The organism is Achromobacter sp. UBA5777 (assembly GCF_002418565.1).
In the GTDB taxonomy this organism is placed as follows: Bacteria; Pseudomonadota; Gammaproteobacteria; order Burkholderiales; family Burkholderiaceae_B; genus Achromobacter; species Achromobacter animicus.
Genome location: NZ_DIEJ01000262.1, coordinates 438 through 18,836, shown reverse-complemented (window position 1 = coordinate 18,836; position 18,399 = coordinate 438). Strand labels below are relative to the sequence as shown.

The 18,399-nt window shown below is 67.0% G+C and carries 17 protein-coding genes and 1 pseudogene; 12 read left to right on the top strand and 6 right to left on the bottom strand.

What is annotated here, in order from left to right; genetic code table 11:
* From B3446_RS22775 to B3446_RS22725, 11 genes are all read left to right on the top strand, one after another.
* Positions 1-825, top strand: an 825-nt coding sequence (locus B3446_RS22775) for an amidase (protein WP_291385234.1), incomplete at its 5' end; no start/stop codon positions are given.
* 59 nt (positions 826-884) lie between these two features.
* The gene (locus tag B3446_RS22770) at positions 885-2,468 is read left to right on the top strand and encodes an ABC transporter substrate-binding protein (protein ID WP_291385232.1); all 1,584 of its coding nucleotides are present in this window, start codon (positions 885-887) and stop codon (positions 2,466-2,468) included.
* 18 nt (positions 2,469-2,486) lie between these two features.
* Positions 2,487-3,428 carry an ABC transporter permease gene (locus B3446_RS22765; protein WP_175185139.1) on the top strand — a complete coding sequence of 314 codons (942 nt, stop codon included), beginning with the start codon at positions 2,487-2,489 and terminating at the stop codon, positions 3,426-3,428.
* 8 nt (positions 3,429-3,436) lie between these two features.
* Positions 3,437-4,300: an ABC transporter permease gene (locus B3446_RS22760; RefSeq protein ID WP_291385229.1), complete on the top strand. Its 864-nt coding sequence runs from the start codon at positions 3,437-3,439 to the stop codon at positions 4,298-4,300.
* Between the two features lie 5 nt (positions 4,301-4,305).
* On the top strand, positions 4,306-5,958 hold the full coding sequence (locus B3446_RS22755) for an ABC transporter ATP-binding protein (protein WP_291385227.1): 1,653 nt from the start codon (positions 4,306-4,308) through the stop codon (positions 5,956-5,958).
* Positions 5,959-5,969: 11 nt separating this feature from the next.
* The gene (locus B3446_RS22750) at positions 5,970-6,896 is read left to right on the top strand and encodes a 2-hydroxyacid dehydrogenase (protein ID WP_291385225.1); all 927 of its coding nucleotides are present in this window, start codon (positions 5,970-5,972) and stop codon (positions 6,894-6,896) included.
* A 46-nt stretch (positions 6,897-6,942) separates the two neighbouring features.
* Positions 6,943-7,923: an alpha/beta hydrolase fold domain-containing protein gene (locus tag B3446_RS22745; protein ID WP_291385223.1), complete on the top strand. Its 981-nt coding sequence runs from the start codon at positions 6,943-6,945 to the stop codon at positions 7,921-7,923.
* 9 nt (positions 7,924-7,932) lie between these two features.
* On the top strand, positions 7,933-8,571 hold the full coding sequence (locus B3446_RS22740) for an FMN-binding negative transcriptional regulator (protein ID WP_291385221.1): 639 nt from the start codon (positions 7,933-7,935) through the stop codon (positions 8,569-8,571).
* Between the two features lie 20 nt (positions 8,572-8,591).
* Positions 8,592-9,332 (top strand): class II aldolase/adducin family protein, encoded by a 741-nt coding sequence (locus tag B3446_RS22735; protein WP_291385219.1) that lies wholly within the window; start codon positions 8,592-8,594, stop codon positions 9,330-9,332.
* Positions 9,329-10,531: a pyridoxal-phosphate-dependent aminotransferase family protein gene (locus B3446_RS22730; protein ID WP_291385217.1), complete on the top strand. Its 1,203-nt coding sequence runs from the start codon at positions 9,329-9,331 to the stop codon at positions 10,529-10,531. Before B3446_RS22735 ends, B3446_RS22730 begins: the two co-directional genes overlap by 4 nt.
* A gap of 130 nt (positions 10,532-10,661) precedes the next feature.
* Entirely contained in the window at positions 10,662-12,233 is a 1,572-nt protein-coding gene (locus B3446_RS22725) for an ABC transporter substrate-binding protein (protein ID WP_291385215.1), read from the top strand.
* A gap of 16 nt (positions 12,234-12,249) precedes the next feature.
* Here the strand turns inward: B3446_RS22725 and B3446_RS22720 are convergent, their stop codons facing one another.
* Complete coding sequence (locus tag B3446_RS22720) at positions 12,250-13,041, bottom strand: IclR family transcriptional regulator (protein ID WP_191577368.1); 792 nt, start codon at positions 13,039-13,041, stop codon at positions 12,250-12,252.
* A 184-nt stretch (positions 13,042-13,225) separates the two neighbouring features.
* Here B3446_RS22720 and speG point away from each other — a divergent pair, with 184 nt between their 5' ends.
* On the top strand, positions 13,226-13,810 hold the full coding sequence (gene speG, locus B3446_RS22715) for a spermidine N1-acetyltransferase (protein ID WP_175124181.1): 585 nt from the start codon (positions 13,226-13,228) through the stop codon (positions 13,808-13,810).
* A 108-nt stretch (positions 13,811-13,918) separates the two neighbouring features.
* On the opposite strand, the gene B3446_RS22710 is transcribed toward speG, so the two are convergent.
* The 5 genes and pseudogenes from B3446_RS22710 to B3446_RS22690 form a co-directional block, all read right to left on the bottom strand.
* Positions 13,919-14,236 (bottom strand): NIPSNAP family protein, encoded by a 318-nt coding sequence (locus B3446_RS22710; RefSeq protein WP_056316357.1) that lies wholly within the window; start codon positions 14,234-14,236, stop codon positions 13,919-13,921.
* A 34-nt stretch (positions 14,237-14,270) separates the two neighbouring features.
* Positions 14,271-15,257 carry a tripartite tricarboxylate transporter substrate binding protein gene (locus B3446_RS22705; protein ID WP_175124182.1) on the bottom strand — a complete coding sequence of 329 codons (987 nt, stop codon included), beginning with the start codon at positions 15,255-15,257 and terminating at the stop codon, positions 14,271-14,273.
* 49 nt (positions 15,258-15,306) lie between these two features.
* Complete coding sequence (locus tag B3446_RS22700; protein WP_291385211.1) at positions 15,307-16,992, bottom strand: thiamine pyrophosphate-binding protein; 1,686 nt, start codon at positions 16,990-16,992, stop codon at positions 15,307-15,309.
* A gap of 158 nt (positions 16,993-17,150) precedes the next feature.
* Positions 17,151-18,050, bottom strand: a complete 900-nt coding sequence (locus B3446_RS22695) for a helix-turn-helix domain-containing protein (protein ID WP_291385209.1) — start codon at positions 18,048-18,050, stop codon at positions 17,151-17,153.
* 137 nt (positions 18,051-18,187) lie between these two features.
* A pseudogene (locus B3446_RS22690) lies at positions 18,188-18,399 on the bottom strand (ATPase); the annotation flags it as partial.

Sequence of the window (18,399 nt, the reverse complement as noted above, 5' to 3'; positions counted from 1 at the left end):
GAAGGGTGGGGCGGCATGGCCTGCGAATGCGTGCTGACGCGCAGCGTGCGCGATACCGCAGCGGCGATGGACGGGATCAGCGGCTATGCGCCGGGTTCGCCGTACGCCGCGCCGCCCGCGCCGGGCTCGTATCTGGATTCGGTGCGCGAGCAGCGCCGCGAGCCCCTGCGCATCGCCGTGTGGCGCCAGGCGTGGAACGGCATCCCCATCGCGCCGGAATGTCTGGCCGCCGTGGAGCGCACGGCCCGCCTGTGCCGGGAACTGGGTCATGAGGTCGTCGACGCGCCGTTGCCGGACCTGGACTACTCGGGATTCGTCCGCGCCCACGGCACCGTGCTGGCCACGAACATCGTGCTGGCCGTGCAGGCGCGCCTGGCAATCCGCGGGCGCGAGCTGCGCGACGACGATCTGGAGCCGGTCATCCGAGACGGCCTGTCGGTGGGCCGCGAACTGACCGCCATGCAATACGTGGATTCGATCAACCGCTTTCACGCGATCGGCCGCGCCATCGAGTCGGCCATGACGGACGTCGATCTGGTGCTGACGCCCACGCTGGCGCAACTGCCCGCCAAGCTGGGCGAGCTGGCGCTAGACGGCGAGTTCTGGGCGTTCCGCGAAAAGGTGTCGCGCTATGCCACGTTCCTGGCGGTAATCAATGCGTCGGGCCAGCCGGCGGCCAGCCTGCCGCTGGACTGGACGGAATCGGGCGTGCCGGTGGCCAGCCAGCTCATCGGGCACTTCGGGCGCGAGGACCAGATCCTGCGCCTGGCGGCCGAGCTGGAACGGGCCGCGCCCTGGACGGGACGGCAGATCCTGCTGCCCTGATCCGCACCAAGGCCCGCCGGCACGCCGCCGGCGCCGGACCAAACCATAAAGGGGAAGTAATGAAGCGATCCTTTCTGTTTTCCGCAGCAATGTTCCTGGCCGCAGCCGCACCGCTGGCCGCCGTGCCCGCCGCCAGCCAGGCCCAGACCACCGCCAAGTTTGTGATGCACGCGCCGCTGCGCGTGCTGGACCCGATCCTGACGTCGGCCTACGTCACGCGCAATCACGGCTATCTGGTGTACGACACGCTCTTCTCGATGGACGCCTCGGGTCGGCCGCGACCGCAGATGGTGGAGTCGTGGACGGTGTCCGAAGACGGCATGAACTATGTCTTCAAGTTGCGCCCCGGGTTGGTGTTCCATGACGGCGCGCCGGTCACGGCCGAGGATGTCGTCGCGTCCCTGCAGCGTTGGCAGGCGGGCGACGCGACGATCGGCAACCGCCTGAAGAACGCTACCGCCGAACTCGCCGCGACGGGCGCCGACACCTTCACGCTCAAGCTCAAGGCGCCCTACGGATTGGTGCTGGAATCGCTGGCCAAGGAAAGCTCGCCGGTGCCGTTCATCATGCCCAAGCGCATCGCGTCCGCGCCGGCCTCGCAGGCGATCAGCGAGACGATCGGGTCCGGCCCTTACAAATTCGTGCAGGCCGATTTCCAGGCCGGCGTGAAAGCCACCTATATAAAGTTCGACGGCTACGTGCCGCGCAAGGAGCCGGCCAGTGCGTTCGCGGGGGGCAAGGTCGTCACGGTGGACCGGCTGGAACTCTTGAACATCCCCGACAGCCAGACCGCGGTGAACGCGCTGCGCAACGGCGAGATCGACTTCCTGGAAGATGTGCCGCCCGACCTGATGCCGCAGTTGAAGGACGCCAAGGGCATCGCGCTCAAGTCCTACGGCAAGAACTCCAACATGTTCACCCTGCGGATGAACTGGCTGCAGGCGCCGTTCAACAACGTGAAGGTGCGCCGCGCGGCGCTGGCCGCCCTGTATGAAGCGGACTACCTGGACGCGCAGATCGGGGACCCGGACGTGTACCAGGTGTGCGGCGCGGTGCTGACCTGCGTCTCGCCCTATGCGTCCGAAGAGGGCGCCACGCAGATCAAGACACCGGATCTGGCAAACGCCCGCAAGCTGCTGAAGGAAAGCGGTTACGTCGGCGAAAAGGTCGTGGTGCTGCATCCGACCGACCTGCCCATCTTCGCGAACATCGCGCCCGTGACGGCGCAGGCGCTGCGCAGCATCGGCATGAACGTCGAGATCCAGTCGATGGACTGGGCCACGCTGCTCAGCCGCCGCAGCAAGAAAGAGGGCGTGGAGCAGGGCGGCTGGAGCATCTTCCAGTCCAACCTGTCCAGTCTGGATCTGATCTCGGCGGTGGGCAATCCCAACCTGGACGGGCGCGCGGATTCCACCTACCCCGGCTGGACGCACGACGCCGTCATGGACGAGCTGCGCAGCCGCTTCGCCGCCGCGCGCACCGAGGACGAACGCCGCGAACTGGCCCAGGCCATCCAGCGCCGCAACTATGAACAGGTGATGTACGTGCCGCTGGGCGGGTACTCCAAGTTCAAGGGCTACAACGCCAAGTTCGCGGACATGGTCGATGCGCCGATTCCGCTCTTCTGGACCTCGCCCAAGTAGCGGGAAGGGATCTCCATCATGCTCAATCTGATCTTCAAGCGCGTGCTGGCCGCCATCCCCGTGATGCTGGTGGTGGCCACCGTGGTGTTCCTGCTGTTGCGGCTGGCGCCGGGCGACCCCGCTCGCGTCATCGCCGGCGACATGGCCAGCGAGGAAGCCGTGGCGCAGGTCCGCGCCGAGATGGGCCTGGACCGCCCGCTGCCCACGCAGTACGCCCTGGCGATGGGCGCGCTGCTCCAAGGCGACCTGGGTTCCTCGATCATTTCGAAGGACCCGGTGACCACGCTGATCGGCCAGCGGCTCGGTCCGACGATGGCGCTGGCCATCTGCGCAATCCTGCTCACCATCTTTGCCGCGATTCCGCTGGGCGTGTTTTCGGCGTGGTGGCACAAGGGGCTGTTCGACCGCGTCACGTTGGCGGTCACGGTGCTGGCGTTTTCGGTGCCGGCGTTCGTGGTGGGCTATCTGCTGATCCTGGCGTTCTCGGTGAAGCTGAACTGGTTTCCGGTGCAAGGCTACGCGGGACTGGCGTCGGGGTTCGGGACGTTTCTGTATCACATGGCGCTGCCCACCATCACGCTGGCGACAGTGTTCGTGGCGCTGATCACCCGCATCACGCGGGGCAGCATGCTGGAAGTGCTGGGCGAAGACTTCGTGCGCACGGCACGCGCCAAGGGCGTGCCCGAACGCTACGTGCTGTACCGCCACGCCCTGCGCAACGCCGCGGTGCCCATCGTCACCGTCATCGGGCTGGCGCTCACCACGCTGATCAGCGGGGTGGTCGTCACCGAGACCATCTTCAACATTCCCGGCGTGGGCCGCCTGATCGTCGACGCCGTGCTGGCGCGCGACTATCCGGTGGTGCAGGGCACCATCCTGTTCTTCTCGTTCGTGTATGTCTTCATCAACCTGGCGATCGACCTGCTGTATGTCGTGCTCGATCCGCGCATCCGCTACTGAGGCCGGACATGACCACAACTGCTCTGGATCGTCCCCGTTCCTTCTGGCCCGCGCTGACGCGCGATCCCATGATGTCCACCGGGTTGGCGCTGCTGGTGGCGCTGGTGGGGCTGGCTATGCTGGCGCCGCTGATTACCTGGCATGACCCCGCCGCGCTGGCGCCCCGCATGCGGCTCAAGCCGGTCAGCGCCGAGTATTGGCTGGGCACGGATTCGCTGGGCCGCGACCTGTTTTCGCGCGTGCTGTACGGTGGACGGCTGTCGATCACGCTGGCGGCGCTGGTCAGCGTGATCTCGGTGTGCGCCGGGCTGCTGCTGGGCCTTCTGGCGGGCTATTTCCGCCAGCTGGACGCGGTGGTGATGCGCATCATCGACGGCATCATGGCCATTCCTGGCCTGCTGCTGGCCATCGCCATGGTGGCGCTGGGCGGCGCGACCATTCCCACGATGGTGACGGCCATCGCCATCCCCGAGATCCCCCGGGTGGCGCGGCTGGTGCGCAGCGTGGTGCTGTCGGTGCGCGAAGAACCTTACGTCGAAGCGTCGCTGGGCATGGGCACGGCGACCTGGCGCGTGCTGTGGCGCCATGTCCTGCCCAGCACGATCAACCCGCTGGTGGTGCAGGCCACGTTCATCTGCGCCTCGGCCATCCTGATCGAAGCCGTGCTGGGCTTCCTGGGCCTGGGCTTTCCGCCCGAGATCCCCAGCCTGGGCAGCATCATTTCCGAGGGCCGCCCGTTCTTCCAGCGCGCGCCGTGGATCGTCCTGTTTCCGGGCGTCTTTCTGGCGCTCCTGATCCTGTCCGTGAACCTGTTCGGCGACGCGCTGCGTGATCGCCTGGACCCGCGCATGGCGCGCCAACGCAAGGGTTGAAGCCGATGTCCTCACCTCCCATTCTGGAAATCCGCGACCTGAAGGTCAGCCTGCCCGGCGCCGGCGACCGGCGTTACGCCGCCGAGGGCATCGCGCTCACCGTCAGTCCGCGCGAAATCGTGTGCATCGTCGGCGAATCGGGCTCGGGCAAGTCCGTCACGGCCAGCGCGGTGATGGGGCTCTTGCCCAAGAACGTGCTCAAGCTGGAAAGCGGGCAGATCCTGCTGTCCGGCCGCGACATTACGCACGCCTCATTGGCCGAGCTGCGCGCGCTGCGCGGCGACCGGATGGCCATGATCTTCCAGGAGCCCATGACGGCTCTGAACCCGCTGATGCAGGTGGGCGATCAGATCGCCGAGATCTTCCAGTTTCACGGCCCGTCGCTGTCGCGCCGCGAGGTCGACCAGCGCGTGCTGGCGCTGCTGACCGACATGCGGTTGCCGTCGCCCGAAACCCTGCGCCACGCCTTTCCGCACCAGTTGTCGGGCGGGCAGCGGCAGCGGGTCATGATCGCGATGGCGCTGGCGATGGAGCCGGCGCTGATCATCGCCGACGAGCCGACCACCGCGCTGGACGTGACGTCGCAGGCACAGGTGCTGCGCCTGCTGCATGGCCTGCGCGAGCGCCACGACACCGGCATCCTGTTCATCACGCACGACTTCGACGTGGTAGCCGAGATCGCTGACCGCGTGATCGTGATGCAGCACGGCCGCATCGTGGAGGCCGGCGCCGCCGCCGACGTGCTGGCCAACCCGCAGCATCCCTATACCCGCAAGCTGATCGACGCCGTGCCCAAGGGCAAGTTCGGCGCCGGCGCGCCGCTGGCCGAAGGCGACCCGGTCATTTCGGTCGAAAACCTGGGCATGCGCTTCGTGACGTCCAGCCTGTTCCGGTCCAAGCGGCGCGAGGTCAATGCGCTGGACGGCGTGTCGCTGTCGCTGGCGCGCGGCGAAACGCTGGGCATCGTCGGCGAGTCCGGCTCGGGCAAGACGACGCTGGGCCGGTGCCTGGCGCACTTCGCGCGCCCCACGTCCGGCCGCATCGTTATGAATGGCGAGGACGTGTCGAACCTGTCGCGCGCCGCGTGGCGCCAATGGTGCAAGCGGATTCAGATGGTGTTCCAGGACCCTTATCGGTCCTTCAACCCGCGCCTGACCATCGAGGCCACGCTGTCCGAGGGACCGCTGAACTACGGCGAAGACCCGGCCCGCGTGCAGGCGCGGATGCGCGACATGCTGGCGCTGGTCAGCATCGATGCCAGCGCGCTCAAGCGCTATCCGCACGAATTTTCCGGCGGACAGCGCCAGCGGATTTCGATCGCGCGGGCGCTGATGATGGAGCCGGAGATCCTGATCGCGGACGAGGCGGTGTCGGCGCTGGACGTGTCGGTGCAGGCGCAGATCCTGGACCTGCTGGAGCGCATTCGCGCGCAACTGAACCTGAGCATGATCTTCATCACCCACGACCTGCGCGTGGCCGCCCGGCTGTGTCACCGCATCGCCGTGATGCAGCGCGGCCGCGTCATGGAGATCGGCCCCGCCGAGCAGATCTTCACGCGGCCCGGCAGCACGTATACCCAGGAACTGCTGGCCGCCATTCCCGGCAAGGACGGACTGGGCAGCCGGCCCGCGGCGGGCCTGGCATTGGCCGGCGCTTGAAGGAAATCCCGATGACACGCGTTGCTTTATTGAGCCGATCGGCCAACCTTTCCTACTTTCAGCCGCTGTTGCAGGGGCTGGCGCCCGACCTGGACGTTGCCGTCTGGCCGGACCCGCGCAGCCTGCATGCCGACGTGGCGGTCTGCTGGAACCCGCCCGTGGGCGTGTATGACGACATGCCCAACCTGAAGCTGATCCACAGCATCGCCGCCGGCGTGGACAACTTGCTGGACGGCCAGCGCACGCGCGGGCTGCCGGTCTGCCGCGTGGTCGATCCGCAGTTGGCGCAAGGCATGCTGCAGTACGTGCTGTGGTGCGTGCTGACGTTTCACCGCAAGCTGGACCTGGCGCTGTCCAACCAGCGTGCCGCGCGCTGGAGCCGGCCGCCGCAGACGCCGGCGTCGCAATGCCGGATCGGCCTGATGGGCCTGGGCGAACTGGGCGGCGCCATTGCGGCGGTGCTGCCGGGCATGGGGTATCCGGTCAACGGCTGGTCGCGCACCCCGCGGGACATCGACGGGGTGCGCGTTTATGCCGGCGAGGACGCCTTTGACGAATTCCTGGCCAACACCGACGTGCTGGTGTGCCTGGTGCCGCTGACCGACGCTACGCGCGGCATCCTGAACCGCCGCACCTTCGACGCGCTGCCGCAAGGCGCGGCGGTGGTCAATTGCGGCCGGGGCGAACACCTGGTCGCGGCCGACCTGATCGACGCCCTGGCGCGCGGGCAACTGCGCGGGGCCGTGCTTGACGTGTTCGCGCAGGAACCGCTGGACCCCGCTGATCCGCTGTGGTCGACGCCCGGCGTGATCGTCACGCCGCACATGGCGACCATGCCGTCGCCCGGCACCGTGGCCGAGCAGGTCGTGGACAACATCCGCCGGCTGCGTCAGGGCGAGTCCCTGGCCCGTACCGTAGACCTGTCGCGCGGCTACTGACACCGATATCCCGATTTCCGATTGCCAACCCAAGACGAGACATTCCATGCATTTCGAAGATCCCGCGTTCACCATTCCCACCGGTACGCCTGCGCCTCTGGACCCGCAGATCGCCGAATTCCTGCGGCGCATGGCGGCGGACGCGTCGCAGTACCCGCGCCGCGACACCCTGTCCATCGAACAGGGCCGGGCCAATGCCGAGAAGGTACGCCTGCCGTGGGCTCAGGGCGGTCCGCAAATGGCGCGTACGGACGAACATCAGGTGACCACCCGCCACGGGGCCGTGCGCGTGCGGGTCTACTACCCGGCAGAGCGCCGGCTGCCGGGCGCGTTCATGTACATCCACGGCGGCGGCTTCGTGCTGTTCAGCATCGACACGCATGACCGCGTGATGCGCGAATACGCCGAACGCGCCGGGATCGTGGTCGTAGGCGTGGACTACACCCGCGCACCCGAAGCCAAGTTCCCGCAGCCGCTGGAAGAATGCGTGGACGTGCTGCGCTGGGTTGCCGCGTCGGCGGGCGAACTGGATATCGACGCCGGTCGGATCTTCGTGGGCGGTGACTCGGCCGGCGCCAACCTGTCCATGGGCACGGCGCTGACGCTGCGCGACGAAGGCGTGCCGCTGATCAAGGGGCTGGTGCTGAACTACGGCGGGTTTGGCAGCAACCTGTTCCGCAATTCGGTCGTGCGTTACGGCGCCGGCGAATACGGCCTGTCGCTGCACATGATGATCTGGTTCCGCGGCATGCACATCCGCCACGGCAAGGACTTCTTCGATCCGCGCGTGGACATCCTGCGCGCCGACCTGAAAGGCCTGCCGCCGGCTTGGCTGGTGGTGACCGAATGCGATCCGCTGCATGACGACAGCATCGAACTGGAGCGCAAGCTGCGCGAGGCCGGCGTGGACGTCGCATCCAAGGTGTACCCCGGCACCGCGCACAGCTTCCTGGAGGCCGTCTCCATTGCCGCGGTCGCGGGCGAAGCCTTTGACGACACGGCGCGCTGGCTGCACGCCAAGGCCTAAGGGGGCGACATGTATACCCCGCCGGCCTATGCCGAAGCCGATATCGGCGTCCTGCACGCGTTCATGCGCGCGCACAGTTTCGCCACCCTGGTGACCATGGGCGCGGCGGGCGCGAACGCCACGCACCTGCCGTTCCTGCTGCGCGATGACGGCGGGCGCGGAACGCTGGTCACCCACCTGGCGCGCGCCAATCCGCAGTGGCGCGACCTGCAGGACGGCGCGCAGGCGCTGGTGCTGTTCCAGGGCCCGCACGCGTTCATTTCGCCAAGCTGGTACGTGAACCAGCAGACCTTCCCGACGTGGAACTACACCGCCGTCCATGCGCGCGGCACGCCGCGCCTGATCGAAGCGCCCGAGGCCATCCGCGCGGTGCTGACGGAGACGGTGGCGTGCTACGACACGCCGCTGGGCGGCGCGTGGCGCTTTCCGGACATGCCCGAAACGCTGACGGCGCCGCGCCTGAAGGCGATCGCGGCGCTGGAGATTCCGATTGCCGGGCTGGAAGGAAAGATGAAACTGAACCAGGATAAATCGGTGGCCGACCGCATGGGCGTGATCCACCAGCTGGAGCGGCGCGGCGACGCGGGGAGCGTGGCGATTGCCCGGTTGATTCGCGCGCAGCCCGATCTGGTGGCGGACAACGCCTGAATCCAACCGGAGCCCTCATCATGCAAGAACTCACCGAAGCCCGCGTGCGCGACGAACTGGCGGCGCTGTACCGCCTGGTCGCGCACTTTCGCATGACCGATCTGATCGACACCCACATCAGCGCGCGGGTGCCGGGCACGAAGCATCATTTCCTCATCAACCGCTACGGCGTGCTGTTTCACGAAATGCGCCCGCAGGACCTGGTGAAGATCGACCTGGACGGCAATCCGGTCGATCCCGGCGACGCCGACAGCCAGCTGGTCAACGCGGCCGGCTTCACCATTCATTCGGCGGTGCATGCCGCGCGCCACGATCTGGCGTGCGTGGTGCATACGCATACCGCCGACGGCATCGCCGTGGCGTGCCAGCGCGATGGCCTGTTGCCGATTACGCAGCACGCGCTGCGCTTCTACAACCGGCTTGGCTATCACGATTACCAGGGCATCGCGTTGGACCTGGAAGAGCGCGAAAGCCTGGTCGCCAGCCTTGGCCGGCATAAAGCCATGATCCTGCGCAACCATGGCCTGCTCGCGGCCGGATCGTCGGTGGCGGAGGCCTTCGTCAACATCTATTACCTGGAGCGCGCCTGCCAGGCGCAGGTCAAGGCCCAATCGGCCGGCGCGCCGCTGGTATTCCCGTCGGAGGCGGTGTGTGAACGCACCGCGAGCCAGTTTGAACGGCCCACCGCCCCGATCTACACGCAGCGGGTATGGACCGCCGCGCGGCGCCTGTTGGAGCCGGATCTGGAGACAATCGAATGAAAGACAGCCTGACGACACCCCGCGCCGCATTGGCCGGTCCGCAATTCCTGCATACGCCCGGCCCGACGCACGTGCCCGATGCGGTGCGCGAGGCCATGGGCCGGCAATGCATGGATCTGTCCGATCCGCGGCTGGCCGATCTGATCGAGGATTGCGAGGCGGGCCTTGCCCGCCTGCTGGGCACGCGCCACGCGGACGTGCTGATGTATGCCGCCAACGGCCACGGCGCGTGGGAAGCCACCATCGCCAATCTGGTCGCGCCCGGCGCGCAGGTGCTGGTGGCGGGCAGCGGCCACTTTGCGGAAGCGTGGGCCGTGCATGCCGAGGCAATGGGCGCGAGGGCCCTGCGCACGCCGACCCGGCCGGGCCAGGCGCTGGATCCCGCCGCGATCGAAACGGCATTGCGCGCCGACACGGCGCATCGCATTGCCGCCGTGTTTGCCGTGCATACCGACACCGCCAGCGGCGTGACCAGCGATATCGCGGCCGTGCGTCGGGCCATGGACGCCAGTGGTCATCCGGCGCTGCTGGTCGCCGACGTGATCGCGTCCTTGGGCGCCACGCCGTTCCGCATGGACGAGTGGGGCGTCAATGTGGCGATCGGCGCGTCGCAGAAGGCACTGATGGGACCGCCGGGGCTGTCCTTCACGGCGGTCGACGCACGCGCGATGCAGGCCGCGCAGGCCAATCCCACGCCGCGCGCCTATTGGGACTGGGCCAAGCGCAAGAGCGATCTGCTCTACCGCAAGTTTTGCGGCACGCCGCCGCAAAGTCTGCTGGCAGGCATGCGGGCCGCGCTGGATCTGATTGCCGCCGAAGGCGAGGAGGCCGTGTTTGCCCGGCACCGGCGCGTGGCGAATGCGGTGCATGCGGCGGTGAATGCGTGGTCGCAAGGCGGCGCGTTGAAGCTGTTTGTTGAAGACCCCGCGGCGCGCGCGGTGTCGGTCACGACCATTTCGGTCGCCGACGGCGTGGACGTCGAGGCGATGCGAACCGTTGCGCGCGAACGCTTCCACGTTGCGGTGGCGGGCGGGCTGGGGCCGCTTGCGGGACGGATGTTCCGCATCGGCCACCTGGGCGACGTGCATCCCGCCATGATCCTGGGCGCGCTGGGCGGGGTGGACGCCGCGCTGCGGGCGTGCGGGATTCCCGTGGGCGACGGGGCGCTGCAGGGGGCCGTGAAGGCGCTGCAGGAGTGAATTGCAGCGCTCAATCTCACCGCTGAATGCAAGACTGAATAGCAAGACTGAAACGCACCCCTGAAACGGCTTTCTGGCGCGGCCCGGACGCGGCCGCCATTTCTTCTTCACCTTGAATCGGGATAAGACGATGAGACAACGTGGTTTTGCGGCGGCCGCCCTGGCCGTCCTCGCGGTGGCGGTTCCCCTTTGCCCGGCCCAGGCCGAGCCGGTCAATGCCAAGGTGGTCATGCATGCGCCCCTGCGTGTGCTGGACCCCGTTCTGACCAATGCGTACATCACGCGCAATCACGGGTACATGGTGTACGACACGCTGTTTTCGCTGGACGCGGCCTCGCGCCCGCAACCGCAGATGGTCGAATCGTGGACAGTGTCGCCCGACCAGCTGACCTACGTGTTCACGTTGCGGCCCGGTCTGAAGTTCCACGACGGCACGCCGGTCACCGGCGAAGACGTGGTGGCGTCGTTCAAGCGCTGGGCGCAGCGCGATCCCATCGGTTCGCGCCTGTCTGCCGTCACCCAAAGCATGGACAGCCCGTCGGCCGACACCTTCCGCATCGTGCTCACCAAGCCCTACGGACTGCTGCTGGACGCGCTGGCCAAACCGGGTTCGCCCGTGCCGTTCATCATGCCCCAGCGCATCGCGGTCACGCCGCCGTCCGAGGCCATCAAGGAAACCGTGGGCTCGGGCCCGTACAAATTCGTGCAGGCCGAATTCCAGGCGGGCGTGAAGGCCGCGTATGTGAAAAACTCGGACTACGTGCCGCGCAAGGAGCCCGCCAGCCGCTTTTCCGGCGGCAAAGTCGCGATGTTTGACCGCATCGACGTCGTCAACGTGCCGGACGCGCAGACCGCGGTGAACGCGCTGCGCCAGGGCGAGATCGACTTCGTCGAGAACGTGGCGCCCGACCTGCTGCCGCAACTGGATGGCGTGAAGACCCTGACGGTGCAAAGCTATGGCGATGCGTCGGAAACCTACACGCTGCGCATGAACTGGAAGCAGCCGCCGCTGGACAACGTGAAGGTGCGCCGCGCCGTGCTGGCCGCGCTATACCAGGCCGACTACCTGGATGCGTCGCTGGGCGATCCCGCCTATTACAAGCTGTGCGGCGCCATGCTGAGCTGCATCTCGGCCTACCAGACCGAAGCCGGCGCTACCCAGACCAAACCCGCCGATCTGGCGCAAGCGCGGGCGTTGCTCAAGGACAGCGGCTATGCCGGCGAGAAGATCGTCGTCCTGCATCCCACCGACGTGCGCAGCCTGTCCACGCTGGCGCCCGTCACCGCGCAGGCCCTGCGCAGTATCGGCATGAACGTGGAAGTGCAGTCGATGGACTGGGCCACGTTGCTCTCGCGGCGCAGCAAGGACGCGCCGCTGGCCGACGGCGGCTGGAGCATCTTCCATTCCAGCCTGACCAGCATGGACCTGCTCAACCCCATCGTGAACGCCAATCTGGATGGCCGGGGCGAGGGCGGTTATCCCGGCTGGACCAAGGACGACACCATCCAGCGCCTGCGCGCCGAGTTCGAGTCGGTGACGGGTTTGGATGCGCAAAAGCGTGTCGCCGCCGAGATCCAGCAGCGCGCCTATGAACAGGTGATGTTCGTGCCGCTGGGCGGCTATTCGGAGTTCAAGGCCTACGACAAGAAGTTCGACGGCATGGTGGCCGCGCCGTTGCCGTTGTTCTGGCGGGGCAAATAGGCGGTTGGGGCGGCGGTCAGGACAGCCCGACCTTGCCGCTCAGCCCCCGCGCCGCAGTCAGCAGCAGCGGCGAATAACGCCGCGCAAATTCCGCCGGCGAGGCCCATTCGGACACCAGCCCCGCGATCTGGATGGCCGCCACCGGCCGGTGGCGATGATCCAGGATGGCGGCGGCCAGGTTCAGCTCGCCCAGCATGCTTTCCTCGATGGCCGTCGCATAGCCATCCTGTCGCGCCTGCTGAACGAGGCCCCGGATTCGGTCTGGATCATTGTTGGTTTTGGGCGTGCTTGGAATCGTGGCAAGCGGCATGTCCTTTGACCGCGCAAGGATGTCCTCGACTTCCTCTTCGGGCAGGTGGGACATGATGGCCCGGCCGCCGGCCGTCTGCACCATGGGCAGCGCGCGGCCGGCCAGCGTGCTGCTGAAGGTCTGGCGCTTGGTCTGGCGGCGCAGCGCAAAAATGATGTACAGATCGTCGAACAGGCTCAGTTCCACGCGCTCATTGGTTTCGCGCTGCATCTCGGCGATAAGCGGGGTGGCGCGCTCTAGCAGCGGCACGCTGCGCATGTAGTCGAAGCTGCGCTGCAGGATCTTCTTGCCCGGCGTATAGCCCTTGCCACCGGCGCCGCGTTCCAGATACCCCAGCGTGACCAGCGTGTGCGTCATGCGCTGTGTGGTGCTACGGTCGAATCCCGTGATTTCCATGAGTTCGTTCATGCTCATGGTGGACGGGCGTTGGGCAAAGGCTTCCAGCAGTTCGAAGCCTTTGGCCAGGGATTGAACGAAGAGAGGGTCGGGACGGCTCATGAGATTCGCAGAAAAGTAGGCGGTGGGCGTCCGCGGCGGGCGGGGGAACCAGGGATTTTATAAAGATTCTTAAGTATTTCCTAGAGATACTTGTGTGCTCGCAACCCGCCAACGGTTTCCTCAAAGCAGGACCCGTGGCCATGACATAGAATGGCCGCACCCCAGCGGTCATTTCGAGGTACCTATGTCGGTCGCATCCGATATCAAACTACGCCCGCTCGAACGCGGCGACCTGCACTTCGTGCACAAGATCAACAATAACGACGTCATCATGCGCTACTGGTTCGAAGAGCCTTACGAGGCCTATGACGAACTTGTGGCCCTGTACGACCGCCACCTGCACGACCAGAACGAGCGGCGTTTCATCATCGAACACGACACCGGGCAGCCCGCCGGGCTGGTCGAACTGGTCGAGATCGACTACATCCACCGCCGCGCCGAATTCCAGATCATCATCGCGCCCAGCTACCAGGGCCGCGGCTACGCCAAGGCCGCCACGCGCATTGCGGTGGGCTACGCGTTCCGCGTGCTGAACCTGCACAAGGTGTATCTGGTAGTGGACAAGGACAATACCGCTGCCGTCCACGTGTACGAGCGCTGTGGCTTCCAGATTGAAGGCCTGCTCAAGGAAGAGTTCTTTTCCAACGGCGCGTACCGCGATGCCTATCGGATGGCGCTGTTGCAGCACGACCATCTGCGCGACGTGGGACCGGGCGCGCCGGACGCGCCCGTGCTGCGGGACTGGCCGCAGGAAGACCAGGCGGGCTGACGCCGCCCGCAAAGGCGAAGGCCGCGGCATCACACGCCGCGGCCTTCGCCGAACGAATACTGAACCATCGCGCCGCCCCGCGCTTCATGCGTGGGGCGGCGTTTTACATCAGGGCTTGAAGAATGCCGTCGGCGTCATCAGGCGGTTTTCCTGGCTGATCAGGTAGCCGGCCTCGGCGCTTTTGGTCAGATAGGTCGCCCAGGCCGGATCCTTCTGCAGCGCCTGGCGCTTGGCTTCGCGGTCGGCGGCGCTGTCATAGACCCAGATGTGCATGTAGGTGTTGACGTTGCCCGTCTCGGTCTGCATGTAGGCGAGCGGCTTGCCCAGATGGCGGCTCTGCACCTCGTAGCCGTGTTCGGCATACAGCGCCAGGTGCTTCTTGATGGTGCCGGCGCGGCAGGTGTAGGTACGTACGTCGTAAAGCATGATGAATCCTTGATGGCGGTTGCAAAAACGGGTGTCAGTCGGCGGTGGCGCCGGACTGCTTGACCAGCACGCTCCAGCGTTCCACTTCCGTGTTGACGTATTTCTGGAAGGCGGTGTGACCATCGCCCACGGGGTCGGCGCCCAGGCCCTTGAGCTTGTCCTGCACCGCCGGGTCGGCGATGCCGTCGGTGATGGCCTTGGACAGTTTTTCCACCACGGGCGCGGGCGTGGCGGCCGGCACGAACAGGCCGAACCACGAGCGCGCGTTCATGGCCGTGTAGGCCGTCTCGGAAAACGCGGGCACATTGGGCAGGGCAGCGTGGCGCTGCGTGCCGGTGACGGCGATGGGGGTGAGGCGGCCCGCTTGCACCTGCGACAGCACCTCGGGCAGGTTGGCGAACATGATCTGGACCTGTCCGCCCATGAGGTCGTTGAGCGCCTGCGCGCCGCCCTTGTACGGCACGTGCGTCATCTGCGCGCCGGCCAGCGAATTGAATTGCGCGCCGGCCAGGTGCGAGGCCGTGCCTGTGCCGCCGGACGCGTAGTTCACGCGGTTGCCGTTGGCCTTGGCATAGTCGGCCAGTTCCTGCGGCGTCTTGGCCGGCACCGACGGGTTCACCACCAGGACGAGCGGCACTGAGGCCAGGTTCGACAGGCCGGCGAAGTCGCGCGTCAGGTTGTAGTCCAGCTTGTGATAGAGCGAGGCGTTGATGGCGTGGCTGGACGTGGCCATCAGCAGCGTGTAGCCGTCGGCCTCGGAGCGCGCGGCCATGACAGCGCCGATGTTGCCGTTGGCGCCGGCCTTGTTTTCCACCACGACGGGCTGCCCCAGCCGGGTGGACATGGACTGCGCCACGGTGCGCGCGATGACGTCGGTGGCGCCGCCTGCGGCGAACGGCACGATGATGCGCAGGGGGCGCTCGGGGAAATCCGCCGCAGCGGCCGTGGCCGCCGCGCCCAGCGAGGCGGCGGTCATCAGGAAGGCGGCCGCCAGGCGGCGCGGGGTCAGGGTTGTGGTCATGTCTCTCTCCAGTGTTGGATTTTTTTATGTGAACGCCGGGCCTGTTATGTCAGGCTCCGGCGGTGCGCGCCTTTTCGCGCAGGCTCGTCAACGTGGCCCGGGGCGTGATCACCTCGGGGTCCAGACTGAGTTCGATCAGATAGGGGGAACCGCTGTCCAGCGCACGCGCCAGCGCCGGCCCAAAGGCTTCGTGGGTGTCGACGCGTTCGGCGGCCACGCCAAACGATTGGGCGTAGGCCACGAAGTCCGGGTTGCATAGGTCCGTGCCGATGGTGCGGCCGGGGTAGTGCACCTCCTGGTGCATGCGGATCGTGCCGTACATGCCGTTGTTGAACACGATGAAGACGATGCCCAGCTTGTGCTGCTTTACGGTGGCGAGTTCCTGTGAGGTCATCAGGAAGCAGCCGTCGCCCGCCAGGCAGATCACCTGGCGCTCGGGGTGGCGCAGCTTGGCCGCGATGGCCGCGGGCACGCCGTAGCCCATGGCGCCGCTGGTGGGCGCCAATTGCGTGCGCGGTTGGCTGAAACGGTAGTAGCGATGCGCCCAGGCGCTGTAGTTGCCCGCGCCGTTGGTCAGAATGGCGCTCGGGTCGAGCTGGTCGCGCAGCGTGGCAATGACGCGCGCCGGGTCCATGTCTCCGCGCGTGGCGGGCATCTCGGTGTAGCGCAGGTAGTTGCCGCGCAGCGTCTGCGTCCAGTCGCGCCACGGCGAGGCGTCCACGGGCGCCAGTTCCGCCGCCGACGTTGCAAAGGCATCCATGCCCGATTGGATCTTCAGCGCCGGCTGATACACGCGGCCCAGTTCTTCGGCGCTGGCCAGCACGTGGATCAGCGTCTGGCTGGGCACCGGCGATTGCAGCAGCGTATAGCCGCCCGTCACCATCTCGCCCAGCCGCGCACCCACGGCCAGGATGACGTCGGCCTGGCGCACGGCCTCGGCCAGTTCCGGGTTCACGCCGATGCCGACTTCGCCGACGTACTGCGCGTGGTGGTTGTCGAACAGGTCCTGGCGGCGGAATGAGCACGCGACCGGCAGGCCGTTGATCTCGGCAAAGCGGGTCAGGCTTGCCAGTCCCGTATCGGTCCAGCCGGAACCGCCGGCGATCAGCAGGGGACGCCGCGCGTTGGCAAGCAGCGCGCGCATGCTGGCGAGGGTGTCGGGCGCCGGGTAGGCCTGCGGCACCTGGATCGCGCCGCAGGACAGGGCCGGCGCCACGTCCGTCAGCATGTCCTCGGGCAGCGCCAGCACCACGGGGCCGGGGCGGCCGGACGTCGCGACGGAAAAGGCGCGGTTCAGGTATTCGGTGACGCGCGCGGCGCTGTCGATCTGCGCCACCCACTTCGTGAACTGGCCGAACATGCGCCGGTAGTCGATTTCCTGGAAGGCCTCGCGTTCGACCATATCGTTGCCGACCTGACCCACCAGCACGATCATCGGGGTGGAATCCTGGAAGGCCGTCTGCACGCCGATGCTGGCGTTGGTGGCGCCGGGGCCGCGCGTCACCATGCAGATGCCGGGCCGGCCGGTCAGCTTGCCGTGCGCCTCGGCCATGAATGCCGCCGCGCCTTCGTGCCGGCAGGACACCAGCCGGATCTGCTCGCGGTGCGCATACAGCGCGTCCAAGACGTCCAAATAGCTCTCGCCGGGCACGCCGAATACGGTGTCCACGCCGTGTTCCAGCAAGGCCCGCACCACATGCTGGCCGCCCGTCATCAATGTCGAAGTGTCATTCATCGCAGTTTCAATCTGGCCGCAGCGCGGCGGGTTGAGTCCGGATGAACTTTACGCAGCCCGGGTCAGGGCGCGTTAGGACAGATCAGAGCTTGTTTTGCACTTTTTTGCGGGCGGGCTGCCCAGCTGTAGTTTGATGCGGCCGCCCTTGGATGCGGCCGTCATTCGATGGGGCGGTAGAACTTCTTGCGGAAGTCGCCCGGGGTGCAGCCCGTGTGCTTCTTGAAAAAGCGCGCGAAGTACGCCGGGTCCTCGATGTTCAGCTGGAATCCGATCTCGGCGATGCTCAAGTCCGTGTTGCACAGCAGCCGTTTGGCCTCCAGCGCAATGCGCTCCTGCACGAGCTGGCTGGCGGTGCGCCCCACGCTGCGCTTGACCGCGTCGTTGAGCTGGCGCTCGCTGACGCATAGGGAGTCGGCGTACTGGCGGATGGCCGAAAAGTCCAGGTAATGCTCTTCGATCAGCATGGTGAAGCGCTTGGCCAGCGAATAGCTGGGACCGGCGGCGGTCTCGCGTTCGTCGGCCGGATACAGGCGGCGAAGCTGCGTCAGGAGGATCAGCAGGTACGAGCGCACCACGTCAAAGCGACCCGTCTGCCGGTCGCGCGTTTCGCGTTCGATCTCGGCCAGCAGCGGCAGCATGGCGTCGTGCTGCTCGCGCGTCAGGTAGATCACGGGCGGGCCGCCCGCCATGTGAAAGAACGGAAACTTGGCGATGTCGTCCGCGCGCGGGAACATCTGCGCGAAGAATTCGGTGCTGATGTTCATGACGTAGCCGCTGGGTTTCACCGACGACGTCCACGCGTGAATCTGGCCCGGGGACAGGAAGAAGACCGAGTGGTCGCGCACCGCGTGCTGCTCGAAGTCCAGCAGGTGGGTGCCCTGCGCCTCGGTCATCCACAGCAGGTGGTAGTAGCGGTGCCGGTGGAGGAAACCACGCGGAATGTCCTCGTGGTCCTGCAGACGCACGAGATCGAAATAGAAGGATCCCTCTCCCGAGAAATCCGACGATTCAAAGGTGGGAAACGTTTCCGGGATGGGCGAATGCGAACCTGCGGACAAGCGGGAGTCTCCTTGATGGCGCGCGGGGCGGCTCTGTTTTTCGCCATCATACGGGGATTCGCTGCGGGGGCTGCCCGGGATCGGCCCCGGCCGCCGGGGGCCAGCGTGGCCGCTGGCCTCGGGGTCGTCCACTCCGTTCAGCGGCTGGCCGGCGCGGCGCGCAGCAGCCGCAGGCCGTTGGCCACCACCAGCAGGCTCGCGCCCACGTCGGCAAACACCGCCATCCACAGTGTCGCGTGGCCCGTCACGGCCAGCGCCAGGAACACCACCTTGATCCCGAGCGCCAGCGCGATGTTCTGAACCAGCACGCGATGCGTGGCGCGCGACAGGCGCAGGAAGGTGCCGATCT

Coding starts and splice junctions, on each gene's coding strand:
- B3446_RS22770 (WP_291385232.1), top strand. CDS start 885: ATGAAGCGATCCTTTCTGTTTTCCGCAGCAATGTTCCTGGCCGCAGCC.
- B3446_RS22765 (WP_175185139.1), top strand. CDS start 2,487: ATGCTCAATCTGATCTTCAAGCGCGTGCTGGCCGCCATCCCCGTGATG.
- B3446_RS22760 (WP_291385229.1), top strand. CDS start 3,437: ATGACCACAACTGCTCTGGATCGTCCCCGTTCCTTCTGGCCCGCGCTG.
- B3446_RS22755 (WP_291385227.1), top strand. CDS start 4,306: ATGTCCTCACCTCCCATTCTGGAAATCCGCGACCTGAAGGTCAGCCTG.
- B3446_RS22750 (WP_291385225.1), top strand. CDS start 5,970: ATGACACGCGTTGCTTTATTGAGCCGATCGGCCAACCTTTCCTACTTT.
- B3446_RS22745 (WP_291385223.1), top strand. CDS start 6,943: ATGCATTTCGAAGATCCCGCGTTCACCATTCCCACCGGTACGCCTGCG.
- B3446_RS22740 (WP_291385221.1), top strand. CDS start 7,933: ATGTATACCCCGCCGGCCTATGCCGAAGCCGATATCGGCGTCCTGCAC.
- B3446_RS22735 (WP_291385219.1), top strand. CDS start 8,592: ATGCAAGAACTCACCGAAGCCCGCGTGCGCGACGAACTGGCGGCGCTG.
- B3446_RS22730 (WP_291385217.1), top strand. CDS start 9,329: ATGAAAGACAGCCTGACGACACCCCGCGCCGCATTGGCCGGTCCGCAA.
- B3446_RS22725 (WP_291385215.1), top strand. CDS start 10,662: ATGAGACAACGTGGTTTTGCGGCGGCCGCCCTGGCCGTCCTCGCGGTG.
- B3446_RS22720 (WP_191577368.1), bottom strand. CDS start 13,041: ATGAGCCGTCCCGACCCTCTCTTCGTTCAATCCCTGGCCAAAGGCTTC.
- speG (WP_175124181.1), top strand. CDS start 13,226: ATGTCGGTCGCATCCGATATCAAACTACGCCCGCTCGAACGCGGCGAC.
- B3446_RS22710 (WP_056316357.1), bottom strand. CDS start 14,236: ATGCTTTACGACGTACGTACCTACACCTGCCGCGCCGGCACCATCAAG.
- B3446_RS22705 (WP_175124182.1), bottom strand. CDS start 15,257: ATGACCACAACCCTGACCCCGCGCCGCCTGGCGGCCGCCTTCCTGATG.
- B3446_RS22700 (WP_291385211.1), bottom strand. CDS start 16,992: ATGAATGACACTTCGACATTGATGACGGGCGGCCAGCATGTGGTGCGG.